The 14,269-nt window shown below is 50.2% G+C and carries 11 protein-coding genes and 1 pseudogene; 7 read left to right on the forward strand and 5 right to left on the reverse strand.

Features of this window, described 5'->3' with window-relative positions; translation table 11 throughout:
- The first annotated feature begins 6 nt into the window (after positions 1-6).
- Entirely contained in the window at positions 7-771 is a 765-nt protein-coding gene (locus tag BG55_RS10370; RefSeq protein ID WP_034937205.1) for a DeoR/GlpR family DNA-binding transcription regulator, read from the forward strand.
- A 45-nt stretch (positions 772-816) separates the two neighbouring features.
- On the opposite strand, the gene speD is transcribed toward BG55_RS10370, so the two are convergent.
- The 3 genes from speD to BG55_RS10385 form a co-directional block, all read right to left on the reverse strand.
- Entirely contained in the window at positions 817-1,626 is an 810-nt protein-coding gene (gene speD / locus BG55_RS10375) for an adenosylmethionine decarboxylase (protein ID WP_034937207.1), read from the reverse strand.
- A gap of 17 nt (positions 1,627-1,643) precedes the next feature.
- Positions 1,644-2,501: a polyamine aminopropyltransferase gene (gene speE, locus BG55_RS10380; RefSeq protein WP_034937210.1), complete on the reverse strand. Its 858-nt coding sequence runs from the start codon at positions 2,499-2,501 to the stop codon at positions 1,644-1,646.
- A 108-nt stretch (positions 2,502-2,609) separates the two neighbouring features.
- A complete protein-coding gene (locus BG55_RS10385) occupies positions 2,610-2,957 on the reverse strand; it encodes a YacC family pilotin-like protein (RefSeq protein WP_034937211.1) in 348 nt (115 codons plus the stop codon).
- Positions 2,958-3,154: 197 nt separating this feature from the next.
- Here BG55_RS10385 and cueO point away from each other — a divergent pair, with 197 nt between their 5' ends.
- The 5 genes and pseudogenes from cueO (at position 3,155) to BG55_RS10405 (ending at position 7,897) form a co-directional block, all read left to right on the forward strand.
- A complete protein-coding gene (gene cueO, locus BG55_RS10390) occupies positions 3,155-4,810 on the forward strand; it encodes a multicopper oxidase CueO (RefSeq protein ID WP_034937214.1) in 1,656 nt (551 codons plus the stop codon).
- 1,227 nt (positions 4,811-6,037) lie between these two features.
- Positions 6,038-6,454: a hypothetical protein gene (locus BG55_RS23230; RefSeq protein ID WP_235192742.1), complete on the forward strand. Its 417-nt coding sequence runs from the start codon at positions 6,038-6,040 to the stop codon at positions 6,452-6,454.
- Positions 6,455-6,598: 144 nt separating this feature from the next.
- Positions 6,599-6,679, forward strand: a pseudogene (locus tag BG55_RS23235) (IS6 family transposase); the annotation flags it as partial.
- A 460-nt stretch (positions 6,680-7,139) separates the two neighbouring features.
- On the forward strand, positions 7,140-7,718 hold the full coding sequence (locus BG55_RS10400; protein ID WP_235192743.1) for a hypothetical protein: 579 nt from the start codon (positions 7,140-7,142) through the stop codon (positions 7,716-7,718).
- Positions 7,715-7,897: a hypothetical protein gene (locus tag BG55_RS10405; RefSeq protein ID WP_034937218.1), complete on the forward strand. Its 183-nt coding sequence runs from the start codon at positions 7,715-7,717 to the stop codon at positions 7,895-7,897. Before BG55_RS10400 ends, BG55_RS10405 begins: the two co-directional genes overlap by 4 nt.
- A 458-nt stretch (positions 7,898-8,355) precedes the next feature.
- Here the strand turns inward: BG55_RS10405 and BG55_RS10410 are convergent, their stop codons facing one another.
- Positions 8,356-12,162, reverse strand: coding sequence for a S6 family peptidase (locus tag BG55_RS10410; protein ID WP_235192744.1), 3,807 nt, complete (start codon positions 12,160-12,162; stop codon positions 8,356-8,358).
- An 801-nt stretch (positions 12,163-12,963) separates the two neighbouring features.
- On the opposite strand from BG55_RS10410, the gene hpt reads away from it, so the two are divergent.
- Positions 12,964-13,500, forward strand: a complete 537-nt coding sequence (gene hpt / locus BG55_RS10415; protein ID WP_034937223.1) for a hypoxanthine phosphoribosyltransferase — start codon at positions 12,964-12,966, stop codon at positions 13,498-13,500.
- A 95-nt stretch (positions 13,501-13,595) separates the two neighbouring features.
- Here hpt and can read toward each other — a convergent pair whose 3' ends face one another.
- Positions 13,596-14,246 carry a carbonate dehydratase gene (can, locus tag BG55_RS10420; protein WP_034937226.1) on the reverse strand — a complete coding sequence of 217 codons (651 nt, stop codon included), beginning with the start codon at positions 14,244-14,246 and terminating at the stop codon, positions 13,596-13,598.
- Positions 14,247-14,269: the final 23 nt, after the last annotated feature.

The following is a 14,269-nucleotide window of genomic DNA, read 5'->3' on the forward strand; positions in this document are numbered from 1 at the left end:
GGATATATGAAGGGACAAAGTCGCCTCGACCAGATTATGGACTTTCTGAAAAGTCATAATCTGGTCACCGTCGATCAGCTGGTGGCTGCCATTGAAGCGTCACCGGCCACTATCCGGCGGGATTTAATCAAACTCGATCTTGAAGGCGTGATCAGCCGTTCGCATGGCGGGGTAACGCTTAACCGTTTTATTCCTGCTCAGCCGACCACGCTTGAGAAAATGCAGCGCAATCTGGTTGAAAAGCAGGCAATTGCCCGTGCGGCGGCAAGCATGGTCAGTTCAGGCGATGCGGTGGTGCTGGATGCCGGAACCACGATGATGGAACTGGCGCGTCAACTGACGCATCTACCGCTGCGGGTGATCACCGCCGATCTGCATATCGCGCTGTTCCTTTCTGAATTCAAACAGATTGAAGTGACGATTATCGGTGGGCGTATTGATGATTCCAGCCAGTCCTGCGTGGGCGAGCACGGTCGCAGGCTGTTACGCAATCTCTATCCTGACGTGGCCTTTGTCAGCTGCAATTCCTGGAGTCTGGAGAGGGGGATAACCACGCCGACGGAAGAAAAAGCCGGGCTGAAAGAGGATCTGCTGGTCAATGCCCGTCGCCGGGTGCTGCTGGCCGACAGCAGCAAATATGGCTCATGGTCGCTGTTTTGTGCCACGCCGCTGCAAAATCTTACGGATATCGTTACCGACGGCCATCTGGCAGAAGAGGTACAGAGCCAGCTGAGCGATCAACCATTTAACCTGCGGCTCACTCAGTCCTGAGAGCAAAAAAAGGGCGATCCGCAGACCGCCCTCTGGGGTGGCATGTTAAGGTGCCTTTGCCCCGACTGACGGGATATTGCGCCCGTAATAGATTTCTCGCATCTCTTTCCACAGCAGGTCGGTGATTCTTTTGTGTTCCTGCTGGCTCAACTCTTCAGGTCGGGTGTTGAACAGATAGTGTTTCAGATCGAACTCTTTCAGCAGCATCTTGGTGTGAAAGATGTTCTCCTGATAAACGTTCACATCCACCATGTCGTACATCGACTTCATGTCTTCCGACATAAAATTCTGAATCGAATTGATCTGATGATCGATATAGTGCTTCACGCCGTTCACATCGCGGGTAAAGCCACGCACCCGGTAATCGATGGTGACGATGTCGGATTCCAGCTGGTGGATCAGGTAGTTCAGCGCCTTCAGCGGTGAGATAACCCCACAGGTGGAGACTTCAATATCGGCGCGAAAGGTGCAAAGGCCGCCTTCAGGATGGCTTTCCGGGTAGGTATGAACGCAAATATGGCTTTTATCCAGGTGCGCAACCACCGAGTTGGGCAGCGGGCCGGGGTGTTCTGAGGTGTCGATGTCTTTCGGATCAACCGGTTCTTCACTGACCAGAATGGTAACGCTGGCCCCCTGTGGCTCATAATCCTGTCGGGCAATATTCAGCACGTTTGCGCCAATGATCGAGCAGGTTTCGCTGAGGATCTCCGTCAGGCGGTTGGCATTGTATTGCTCATCAATGTACGCAATATATCCGTCACGTTCCGCATCGGAACTGGCATAACAGATATCGTAGATACAAAAACTCAGGCTTTTTGTCAGGTTGTTGAAGCCATGTAGTTTAAGCTTTTGCAATTTTGTTCACCCCCTGGTCAGTCAGCCAGTGCATTTAACAGATATTGCGGCAGGGAAAAACTGCCAGTATGGATAGCCGGATTGTAATAACGGCAGCTCAGGCCGGTTGCAGCATAACGGGCCTGTAATGTTGCGCTATCCAGCTGGCGGAGCGAAGAATTGTCGCTGGCCCAGGCAAAGGTCATGATGCCGCCGTAGTAAGTCGGGATCGCAGCCTGGTAAAAACTGACATCGCGGAAGTAGTGACTCAGTTTGCGATGGCTGTTAACTGCTTCATCCTGTTGCAGGAAACACACGCCATTCTGCGCCACGAAAATGCCATTTTCATTAAGGCAGCGGTGGCATCCCTGATAAAACGCCGAGGTGAAGAGACTTTCACCCGGTCCGACAGGATCGGTGCAGTCAGAGATAATCACATCAAACTTGTCGCTACAGGTGCGGACAAAGTTAACACCATCGTCAATCACCAGATTAAGGCGGGGATCCTGATAAGCACCTGCGCTGTGGTTGGGGAGATATTGCTGACAGAACGTCACCACGCCTGCGTCAATTTCCACCATCGTTATCTGTTTAACCGTTTTATGGCGGCTGACTTCACGCAGCATGGCACCGTCGCCGCCGCCGATAATCAACACCCGCTCAGGGTTACCGTGCGCCAGCAGCGGGACGTGGGTCATCATCTCGTGATAGATAAACTCGTCGCGCTCGGTGGTTTGCACCACGCCATCCAGCGCCATAACACGGCCCAGCGCGGCATTTTCAAAAATGATCAGATCCTGATGCTCGGTTTGCTCACGGTACAGCACGTTGTCGACAGAGAAATACTGCCCGAAACCGGTATGAAGCGTTTCATACCACCTGTCCTTTTCAGCCATGATGAGGCTCTCCTGAGGAAAATAGCCACGAAAAATGGGGCAGTATAATAGCTAACTCTGACCGTGGTTGCACGGTCAAATTATCACCTGACGGGCATTGTTGCGGGATTATTTAACGTAAGCGAGCAGACTGAGGGAGTCACGGGCCAGGGATTTGCATTTCATATCGTTAGGAATGGCGATACCACTGAGATCTTTATAACTGTCTTCGCCCAACGATTTCATGTTGTAGCTGCTGTAATTACTCAAATCCCAGCGATTCTGCTGCGCGAGAAACAACAGCGCCCGGCGGATCTGATCGTCCGGCAGGTTGCGATAGCCGCAGTCATTCTTCAGATAGACAAATACAGCGGTCAGATCCGCCAGATCTTCCGCTTCCGACTCGCTAAGCGCAAAACTTGTCGACGAGAAGCCAAACAGACCCAGTAACAACAGAGCCTTGATGCTTTTCTTCATAATTGTTCTCAACCAGTTGTAATAGCCAGACGTTAACACAGTTATTGCCGGGCTTCAGACAATTTTGCCAGGGAAACGGCTGTAATGGGGTATTTTCTTCAAAGGCCGTGGCAAAACATCAGCCAGGCTTGACCTTACCGCTGGGGGAAGGGTTATGCTGCGACTTCTGAAAGATTGCCGGTTTAAGGAAAAATGCGATGCAACGCCTTGATTTTATTAAGTTAAGTACTGCGATGGCTGCGGCCAGTGTGCTGCCAATGTGGAGCCGTTCACTGATGGCGGAAACGACGCGTTCCAGTCTGCCTGTACCCACTCTGTTAACCGCAGACCCGCGAGGATTAATCAACATCACTGCACAGCAGGGGCAGAGCCAGTGGATGGGCAAACCGGTTGCCAGCTGGGGCTATAACGGTGCGCTGTTGGGACCGGCAATTGCTTTGGAGCGGCATAAACCCGTAACGGTGAATCTGCATAACAGATTGCCGGAAGCGACCACCGTCCACTGGCACGGGCTGGGTGTTCCCGGCGAGGTGGATGGGGGGCCTCATGCGCTGATTGCGCCCGGTGAGTTTCGCAGTGTCAGTTTTACGCCGGATCAACCTGCGGCTACCTGCTGGTTTCATCCACATCAACATGGTCGCACCGGCTATCAGGTCGCACAGGGACTGGCCGGATTGGTGGTGGTAAAAGATGAGGAGAGTGAAAAGCTGCTGTTGCCGAAGATCTGGGGCGTGGATGACATCCCGGTCATTTTGCAGGACAAACGGCTGAGCGAGGATGGCAGCAGGATTGACTATCAGCTTGACGAAATGAGCGCGGCGGTGGGCTGGTTCGGTAAAACCATGCTGACCAACGGGGCGATTTATCCGGTACATGCCGTGCCGCGTGGCTGGTTGCGGTTACGGTTACTGAATGGTTGTAACGCCCGTTCGCTGAATCTGACTGCCAGCGACGGCCGACCGCTGTATGTGATTGGCAGCGATGGCGGGCTGCTGGCTGAACCGGTGAAACTGAATGAACTGCCGATGCTGCCCGGAGAGCGATTTGAAGTACTGATCGATACCCATGATGGCAAAACCTTTGATCTGCAAACGCTACCGGTGCAGCAGATGGGAATGACGCTGGCACCTTTTGATCAACCGTTGCCGGTGCTGACCATCCAGCCGCTACAGGTTTTTGCCAGTGGTACGCTGCCGGATAAGCTGGTGGCGGTGCCTGCCATACCACCGCATGACGATGTCAGCACACGTCTGTTGAAACTGACCATGGACCCTGAGCTGGACAGGCGCGGCATGTTGGCGCTGATGGAAAAGTATGGTCATGCCGCGATGGCGGATATGAGTGGCGACGCCGATGATAACGGCGATGGGGAATCGTCTGCGATGTCGGGTGGCGAAAAAGGGCACGGTTCAATGGCAGGCATGGAGCACGGTTCAATGGCAGGCATGGAGCACGATTCAATGCCAGGAATGGAACATGATAAGCCAGCTGCCAGCGCATATGATTTCCATAACGGTAACAAAATCAATGGCGTTGCTTTTGATATGGATCGGCCATCGTTCGATGTAAAACAGGGTGTTGTGGAGAAGTGGATCATTTCCGGCGAGGGTGATCAGATGCTGCATCCTTTCCATATACACGGCACGCAGTTTCGTATTCTTTCGGAAAATGGCAAACCGCCAGCGCCACATCGTCGTGGCTGGAAAGATATGGTGCGGGTTGAAGGGGGCCGCAGCGAAGTGCTGGTGAGTTTCAATCACTCTGCCGGTCAGGATCAGGCTTACATGGCCCACTGCCATCTGCTGGAACATGAAGATACGGGCATGATGCTTGGTTTTACGGTGAGTCGTTAACGGGGTTGTGGGGCTGGGTGCATTTGCATGTTTGTCAGCAAGGCCGGCAAGGGGGGATGAATTTTCCATAACCGGACGTTCGGTAATCGGCAGGCTGAACCGGCTGAAAATTCGGGTAGATTTTTCGCTGCTCTGATTGTGTCTATAAAACAACAGGTTAATTTTAGAGTGTTCCCCGCGTAAGCGGGGGTAAACCGGCGTGGGATCGCAAACCTGGTGATGATATTTCGTGTTCCCCGCGTAAGCGGGGGTAAACCGAACAGATGCGTCGGTTATTAGCGATGCCTGCGATAACTGGCGTGGAGGCCCACCTTTGACGCCTGTTGAAGCCGCCTGACCGACGGCCTCTTTACCAGGCCATCAGCAATGCCACGCGGGTTAAATATTTCAAGATTCTTGCAGTTCTGTTCTGGTGAAAATGACAGCAAAGTTTATCAGCGCGGCGCGCTTTACAATAGTGTTATGGTTATTTTTTATACACGCGAAAAAATCTGACCGCACCGACAACAAGAATTGTCATTAAACCAGATAAAAACCAATAATCTGGAACAACAAAATAGTAAAAAACAAAAAGAAATATAACTATAGCGTAAGCAATCAAGTCCTCTAATATTTCCTTGAAAAATGCGGATAAGAAACTCATCGCTCTACCTTGTTAAACTTGTAGAAAACACACCCAGATAAAACCAAAGCCACTAAACCTGACAATAAAACCAAAAATACAATCCAGGAATCAAATGAAGCTCTGAAGCCTAAAAAACTCAACCTGCTCATAAAATCAATAGCATTGTCAGCTGTCAAGAACCTGAATGCAAATTCAAAAACCAAAACGACCAGTATAACAAAAGAAAGAACAAATGAAATTATAGAGAAAATCCATTTTTTCAAGGTTAAATCCTCATGATATAGTACATTTAATGCAATTTTTATCACGGAAAAGGAAAACCGACAATGTCTGTATCTTCAATAGTAAAATTCAAATTGCAAACAGACAGGAGTGCAGCGTTAGCGCTTGAGCGTGCGGTTAATGGTGTTAACCAAAACAGCAGTAACGTACTGGAAGATTTGCGCGCAGGGATAGAAAGGGCTTCGTGGTACAGCTGATGCCTTTTCGATAAATATAAGGATGTGTGCACGGAACTATCAACTGAAGATCGAAGATTCATAAAGTGCATATATGAAGTCTATAAGAGAAAAAATATCATCGCTGATATGATGAGAATGTACATGGATGATGAACTGAAGTACGTAAGCGACAGCCAGATACGATCTCTTGATATTAAACTAACAAAATGTTTGGCTAATTACCGAAGCAGTCGGTTGACAAAGATGGCGATAGCAAACACCCTGTCAATTATTATCGTCAACTCATTCAGTTTCAAAAATGAAGTTATGATTAAGCTTAACAGATATAGCTTCGTAATAGTTACGGCTGCATCCCTTTACGGGAAAGTTCAAATGGCTGCGTTTGCAGCAAGAAAATTGAGATCAATTTCTTCCCATTTATATAACGCCTTATATATGAATAATATGGAAATGCTTTATTTTCTGGTTGGTGCTAAAATAAACAAAGCATTAGTGGACTCTGCTGGCTTACGTGGAGAAGAGCGTATCATTTCGATAATGAAAACTTTGTCTTATTAATAAGTATCAGCCACCAGAATTATATCTCTGGTGGCTGATATTCGGGCAATTTTGCAAAGCGCGCCGCGCTGATAAACTTTGCTGCCATTTTCTCCAGTAACACTATCCAGGAACGTATTTTAAGGCTGGCATTTTCAGCGAGATATCATCCTCCGGGTGATACGTTGGTACAGCAATTATGCAGTTAGCTATCAAAGGCTACAGGAAATGCTGGCAGCGAGCGGGGAGTGCCGTGCCCTCATGTAGCAGGGCCTACTCGTTCGCAGTCCTTAACGAGCATTCAATCAGCAAAAGCTATGCGCTGCGGCCTGAGGGTCGCCCTTTTCTCTTCGCTTTCCGCGCTTACTTTTGAAGGTCGCGGCCCAGAGGGGCTTCCTTCAATCCAGAAGTTTGCTATGTCCCGTTTTATGCAGGTTAGTGTTCCCCGCGCGAGCGGGAGGTAAACGGCAGGCAAACATCCCAGTACCGAAATTAGTTTGGATATCTAAGATTATCGTACGTTAAGGCTGTTTTTTGACATTTCGACTTTCGCTGACAACAGCAGTGCAAGCGCCTCGGAAATAATTCCCGGCACTAAGCCTGGAGTAGTTAGATCAGAATTATGAGAGGGTTAACAACTTGCCTGTTAACATTCGAAGTATTGGATAAATCCAGCATAGCTGGATGCGTCAACCAGGCAAACCGTATGCAGCTCGGTGCAAGACGCCTGGCATACTACACCTCCTGTTTTACAGACAATTATCAGGCCGTATGTACCGGTAAGAAAAACGAAGATGTACGATTTCTCGCAGGGCTTGTCCAGTTGGTGAAACTGCACAATGTTGTCACCAGTATGCTGGAGATATACGTGAATCAGTTGCTACATGGGCTGACGCAGGATCGCATTAGCCGCATCAAGAAACTGCTGGTTGGCAAAGGTGCCACGATTGCATCAGGCTCAATGACAAACCAGACGCTGGCCTACGCCATCGTAGCTGCCGTCAGTTACAGTCTGGGGGCAAGAATGAGCATAAATACAAAACTGGCAAAAATAAGCGCCGCAGCAGTAACTATCGTCAGTTATTACGGCTACGTTCAGGAGTCCGCTGACGCGGCAAACCGCCTCAGAGCGCGAAATCCCCGTTATTATTATGCATTGTATGTTGAAAAACTGGAGATGCTCTATTTCATTGTTGAGCCGGTTATCAGCCGAAACGCGCTTCGATTTTCTCCCCCTTCGTCAGACAGGGACATTGCTGACGTCATTATGCGGATGATTAGATGAATGATTTTTTGAGAAGATGGCTGCGGACCCAGCTCAGATACTTTGCGAGCACTCTTATCCCGATAATGCTCATTCTCGGATTCGGGATGCTGGCGGTAAACTTCTGGCCGACTTTTGCCTGGGGTTCGACGGCAATATTTGCGCTTGTCGTGATCGCCGTTGCCTTCTGGCTGGTTTAATCGGTGGTGATGCCTTAACTGGTGAGGCTCTCCGCTTGATCATGTCGGCTTCTGATGCCTGAGCTTCCCTTCTCAGAACTGAGAGCTGTAGCGTAAAGGGGGTAATCAATCCGTACTATTCAAATGATACAGCGGGGGCAGGCTTTCAGCCCGCTTTTCGAGGGGGTCGTTCTGCCCGATAAGCCACCCACTTACGGACGCCAGAAATAGCAGGTGCGTTCCCCGCGAAACGAATGCGCTCATACCCACGCCCGCTGCACTGCTGTATTCCCCGCGCGAGCGGGGATAAACCGCTCCAGTGGGAGTGAATCAGCGACCAGTACGTGTGTTCCCCGCACAAATATGGCAAAGCCAGAAGTCGTGCAGGGCGGGATATTTCTCCGGTGGGAGTCCGCGCGAAAATAAAGCTTATTGCGGATCTCCCCCCTTGCATTAAATACACCCTGCCAGCCGCAAAATCAGAAAGAGTAGGTCAGTCCAGCCAGACCGCTGTAATCGGTCCTGAAGTTACCAGCAAAGCTGGTTTTGCCCTGTACAACAACCGACAGATGCTTGCCCGGTTTACCTTCAATACCTGCATGAAGCCGGTATCGGTTATCGGACAGGGCATCATATTGCCGGTGCGAGTGGCTGTCAGATAAATTCAGCGTTGAACCCGCCCGGGCGGGTGCATACTGATATTCTATCCCCGCGCTCAGCACCAGATGGGGAATGCCGGACCACAGTCCACGCTTTTTCAGCTCGACGCCACTGGTCATCTGCCACGGCGTGGAGGAACTGAGCGCAATGTCGGCATTTTCTCCCCTCAGACTGTAGCCGGAAAGATAAGCACCACTCAGGCCAATGTAGGGCGAAACTGAAAGGCTGTTCTGCCAGGCAGTAAATTCATATCCGCTTTTGATACTGGCTGCGATGATGTGAGAGGACGGGGAGGCCTCGTTGATGCCAGGCAGCGGGTCGAAACTGAACTCTTGTTTGAGCCAGGTGTAGCGACTGGCGCTGTCGATAAACCAGCCGACCGGTGAAGACCAGGAATAGCTGATGCCCACACCGGACATATAATGAGTCGCCCGACCATTACCTTTGGTTTTTCCCCGGCTGTGACTGGCGCTCATACCCACTGTTTGTTGATTAAATACCGTATCCCAGCCCAGGCTGAGCGTCTGCTGGGTCAGCGTGAAGTCCTGCCAGCTACCCAGATGATGCTCCAGTGTGGCCCATTCACCCCTTTTTTCCGGCAGGTCTCGCAACAGCGAGGAACGCTGATGCATAGTGCTGAACATTTCGTTTAACAGATACTGACGAGAGGCCATCAGGCCGCGAGTTTTGTCAATAAGCGGCTGATTATCGTTAATGGTGAACCAGTCCTGTGGCGAAAATCCGCCCTGTTCCGGAGGTGCTGAAGCGGGGTTGTCCCCGGCGGCTGCATCATCTGTCGCTGGTGTGCTGTCCTTATCAGATGCGCTGTCATCATCCGCCGCTGGTGTGTTGTCCGTATCGGATGCGCTGTCATCATCTGCCGCTGGCGTGTTGTCCGTATCAGATGCGCTGTCATCATCTGGAGGGACGGGGGTGGGATCACTGTTATGCTGCAATACCCATAATACCCGCCCATCATTTTCCTGTACCTGATAGTTTGGCGAATACAGGCTGAAGCCCAAAGCGATATCCGGCAGGGTGAAGTAACTGTGTGAGGTGCCTGCCGGGGCATCCACCATCACCAGATCTTTCAGCAGGGAAACCGGTTGGGACGCATCCAGCATCAAAGAAACATCAAGAATGTTACTGGCACCGGTTGCGGCACGCCTGATGGTCAGCTTGTCGTTTTCTGCCGTGGAGGGCATGACCCCCAGGCTGAGAGTCATGTCGGTAGCGTTCAATGTATCCACTTCAAGGTGTTTTGCTGACCATTTTCCGCTGGAAAGCAGGGATAACCGCGAGCCGCTGAGGGCATTCAGGGTGGTGACCGAACTGCTGCCGGTCAATCGCCAGTAAGCCGCTGGATCGAGCGTCAGCGCGGTGGTGCCTGATGAGGTGATACGCCCCTGATAATCGACTTTCCCCAGATACAGGCTGGCGTTGTCGGCCAGAGAAACATCGCCGGTGACCGCACTGTATGACAGCGCTGACTGTTCCTGACGGGTGCGAGCGGGCTGACTACAGTTTACGCTGTCAGTGTTAATCACCGCGTAACAGCGCCAGATTCTATCCTGTTGCACTTCACTGTTGTTATAGCCAAACATCAGCTTCGATGATTCGCCTGCGACGACATCGGCAGTGACGTCCGCATACTCTCCTACCTGAAATGTGGCGCCACTGTTGACCACCACCTGATGAGCTTTAAACAACGAAGTGGACCAGTCGTCATCCACCACCACGCCACCTGCATGGGCCACGGGTTGCCCGGACAGGATCACCGTGCCCTGAGAGACATTCAGGCTGCCGTTAAGATTAAAGCCCCCGCTCAGTGTCATCTTCGACGAGTCACCTTGCTGGTTGACGGTAACGTTCAGCTCACCGTTGGTTTTATTGCTGTCCCTCTCACCCAAAAAACCTCTGAATACATCATTATTCAGCTGAGAAAGCCGGTAGTTGACCGCTTCAGAAGCATTTGTGCCGAGCCAGGTCCAGGTGGCTGTACTGGACTGACTGGTTGGAAAGTAGCCGTAAGAGGTGGAGTTTAACTGAAAGTATTCAGTCTGTTTTGAGTAGGGATTACTGTACTGATAGAGGTTACCGATGGTGCCTTTGCCCGAGGAACTCCATTTATTAAAGGGAACGTCCTCGCTGGAATAGCCTGTCAACGTCAGCGTGGCGGCGGATTGAGCATGATGATTAACCAGCGTGGCACCACTGTCGGTATGGTTGATTTTTTTAAAGCGCAGTGCGTTGCCATTCAGATCCAGCGTGCCGCCGCGATAACCAAAGCGAATGTTCTCACTGCTCACCTGGTCTGCGTCGGCCAGTATCACTGTCGGACGGCCACTGACCAGCGTCACCGATGAAAAGGCCTGTTTCTGTCCTGCGCTGTCAGCCTGCTGATCGAGAATGACCGTTCCCGCGCCGGTATTGAGGCTGCCTGCATTAACGCCCGTGGCATTGATATGCAACGTGCCTTCACCAATTTTATGTAGCGCATCCCCGGCCAGGCCATTCACCTGCCACAGCACGTCCTTTCCGGCATCGACCTCGACACCACCACCAACCCAGGTTGCATCCGCGCCCTCAGCTGAAGTCAGCGTATAGTCAGCGGAAAACTGGAGTTTTCCGGCACCGAGATTGACCGCATCCTGCAAGGCGATCACGCCCCCATCGCCATTAAACCGAAGATCCTTGCTGGCATCGAGTTCATCGTTGCTCGCTTCTGAGGGGGCAAGATGCCTGTATTTTTCGTCCAGCCCCTGCCATGACCAGCTGGTATTGCCCTGGCTGACGGTGCTTTCTCCCCAGTAAAGTGTGCCATCTTTACTGCTGTCGGTGACGTCCGCAGAAGTATGCGATGCCTGTGTTGATGCCACAAAATCCTGCGGAATATAGACCGCCACCGCACGCCTCTGATAGACGCCTTTATCCTGATCGTAACCACGGTGCACCGCGACCAGTTTCCATTGTCCCTCGACCTCGTCCCAGGCAAAGACGGGACTACCGCTGTCTCCACCTTCGGTCCCTATGGAAAGAGGCGTGGTAAATGCATCATCAGGGCCGAGATTGTAATATTTCAGGTAGGTATTTGAGGAAAGGTTGCGCACACTCTCTGTGCTGATGGTTCCACCACTTTTCCATTTGTAAGCTGATGCAAGAGAAACACGCTCTGTTTCTTCTTCATTAACCTGGGTCTGGGTACCTGCACCGACGCGGGTATACCACATGTAACGAGATTTATAATTGCTGAGGAAATCTGACTGGCCAACGATGGCAACAGGTGCGGCGTCTGTCACCACCTTATTAAGCCGTGGAATATGAAAATCGAGGCTGCTGTGATTATTACGACTAATCAGCTGATAAGTCTCTGCGAAACGGGCGCCATTACCAAACGTCACGTTTTTATAACCACTATTGTGCTTAACGCTGACAATATAGGAGGGGGAAATTAACGTTGAGTATCCCGCTGAAATAACAGATCCAAAATCTGGCATGGAAAATTTTAAATAGTCAGAGAGTGAACCATCTGTTTTAAAGACAGGAACGGAGCTTGCGTCAGTCGTGTATTTTCCGAGGTTTTCAGCAAAGTCACGATACTCCTGAACGTCAACATCTGGCAGCATTATGCCTGCGGCGGAAGTCATAGAAATAAAAAAAGAACAGTAGTATATAAAATGTTTGTTTTTCAATGTTGTTATCCTTAACATTCATTTGAAATAAAAATATTGATGTTGTTATTTTTTCTGCGCTGTGAATTTTATAAATACAACAAAGAGGCGAGGTGGTATTTTGATGAAATATTTGTAAACCATCATCCTGGCATCTGAGTAGTATTCTGTTTATAAAATAAACGTTGTTCTGGCTCTCCTCTGTCGGTTGTGGTGTGCTATTGAATTTAATAATAATCCGGCATTATCCCGTATAGGGATAAGCATAATATTTCCGGTAACGTTTGGAATTTAATCATAATTAAAACGAATTGCAATCCTGTACTGGTGCTGGCCGGTTAATTTATTTGCGCAAACGGTGGTAATAAATTCGTTTTCCGGGTTTTAGTGATTTTTTACAACGGAGATATAAAGAATCTCGGTGATCATCTCAATGTGGATTGCATTATTAGCGCAGAGAAAAATTAACAATTAATGGCAAAATCCTCCAATATAAATTAATCCAAATAAAATGATGTCAGGATCTGTTGCGTTATACGGCCAGGCCGCTCAACGGCACGCTGACATCCATTCGTCATTCGAAAATGAGCACGATTTTGCTCCCGTCCCTGATATACTCCCCCGCTGCAAAAGGCCTCCCTGTCATCGCAGGCGCTGATTCTCTGGCAGGAGTGAGTGCAAAATCGGGGTGTGAATCGCTGATTTTCAGCAAGGTCTGGATTTTTAACTTAATAAAATCATCGAGATATGTGATTTATGAAACATACCGTAGATATCATGATTTCTAAAGAAGCGATCGCCACACGTATCGCTGAAATGGGTCGGCAGATCACCGAACACTATCGCCATAGCGGCAGTGATATGGTGCTGGTTGGCCTGCTACGCGGTTCTTTTATGTTTATGGCCGATCTTTGCCGCAAAATTGAGGTGCCGCACGAAGTCGATTTTATGACCGCCTCCAGCTATGGCAGCGGCATGTCCAGTACCAGGGATGTTAAAATTCTTAAAGATCTGGATGAGGATATTCGCGGTAAGGATGTGCTGATCGTTGAAGATATCATTGATTCCGGCAATACGCTGAGCAAGGTCAGTGAGATCCTGCGTCTGCGCCAGCCAAAATCACTGGCCATTTGCACGCTGCTGGATAAACCCGATCGCCGCGAAGTCGAGGTCGCGGTTGAGTATGTCGGCTTTACCATTCCGGATGAATTTGTGGTGGGATATGGTATTGATTACGCTCAACGTTATCGTAATTTGCCCTACGTGGGTAAAGTGGTGATGTTGGAAGAGTAGTTTTTTATCTTTCAGAAAACCCTGCCACCGCACAATCGATTAAGGCCGGAATTTCCGGCCTGTTATATCATACCCGCCCTGTTAATCGCCTGTGTTTACAGGTCATTTCGCAGGTTAGCAATACCGTGACGGTAGCGTTGCTCAAGGATTTCACGGTTAGTGGCGGCGACTTCCAGATCGCGCAGATGACCGTCCTGGATACCGTAAACCCAACCGTGAATGGTCACTTTCTGACCGCGCTTCCATGCTGACTGCATGATGGTGGAGTGGCCCAGGTTGTACACCTGCTCAATGACGTTGATCTCGCACAATTTATCAAAGCGTTTTTCCGGCGGCAGGTCACCCAGCAGGGAGCTATGCTTGTACCACAGGTCGCGAATGTGCAGCAGCCAGTTGTTGATCAGGCCCAGCTCGGGGTTTTCCACCGCCGCCTGCACGCCGCCACAGCCGTAGTGACCACAAATAATGATGTGTTCCACTTCCAGCACTTCAACGGCGTACTGCACGACTGAAAGGCAGTTTAAATCGGTGTGAATAACCAGATTGGCCACATTGCGGTGAACAAAAAGTTCGCCCGGCTCCAGGCCGGTCAGACGTTCAGCGGGAACCCGGCTGTCAGAGCAGCCAATCCACAGAAAACGGGGTTTTTGCGCCAGCGAGAGACGCTCAAAAAAGCCCGGATCTTCTTCTTTCAGCAGCTTGGACCACTCGCGGTTATTACTAATCAGGGTATCGATATCTTTCATTTTTACTCGACCAGGACTTTACA

It is taken from the genome of Erwinia mallotivora, from assembly GCF_000590885.1.
Taxonomy (GTDB): Bacteria; Pseudomonadota; Gammaproteobacteria; order Enterobacterales; family Enterobacteriaceae; genus Erwinia; species Erwinia mallotivora.

Bases quoted from the DNA above. Each gene is read 5' to 3' on its own strand.
- BG55_RS10370 (WP_034937205.1), top strand. From the start codon at position 7: ATGAAGGGACAAAGTCGCCTCGACCAGATTATGGACTTTCTGAAAAGT.
- speE (WP_034937210.1), bottom strand. From the start codon at position 2,501: ATGGCTGAAAAGGACAGGTGGTATGAAACGCTTCATACCGGTTTCGGG.
- BG55_RS10385 (WP_034937211.1), bottom strand. From the start codon at position 2,957: ATGAAGAAAAGCATCAAGGCTCTGTTGTTACTGGGTCTGTTTGGCTTC.
- cueO (WP_034937214.1), top strand. From the start codon at position 3,155: ATGCAACGCCTTGATTTTATTAAGTTAAGTACTGCGATGGCTGCGGCC.
- BG55_RS23230 (WP_235192742.1), top strand. From the start codon at position 6,038: ATGGATGATGAACTGAAGTACGTAAGCGACAGCCAGATACGATCTCTT.
- BG55_RS10400 (WP_235192743.1), top strand. From the start codon at position 7,140: ATGCAGCTCGGTGCAAGACGCCTGGCATACTACACCTCCTGTTTTACA.
- BG55_RS10405 (WP_034937218.1), top strand. From the start codon at position 7,715: ATGAATGATTTTTTGAGAAGATGGCTGCGGACCCAGCTCAGATACTTT.
- BG55_RS10410 (WP_235192744.1), bottom strand. From the start codon at position 12,162: ATGCTGCCAGATGTTGACGTTCAGGAGTATCGTGACTTTGCTGAAAAC.
- hpt (WP_034937223.1), top strand. From the start codon at position 12,964: ATGAAACATACCGTAGATATCATGATTTCTAAAGAAGCGATCGCCACA.
- can (WP_034937226.1), bottom strand. From the start codon at position 14,246: ATGAAAGATATCGATACCCTGATTAGTAATAACCGCGAGTGGTCCAAG.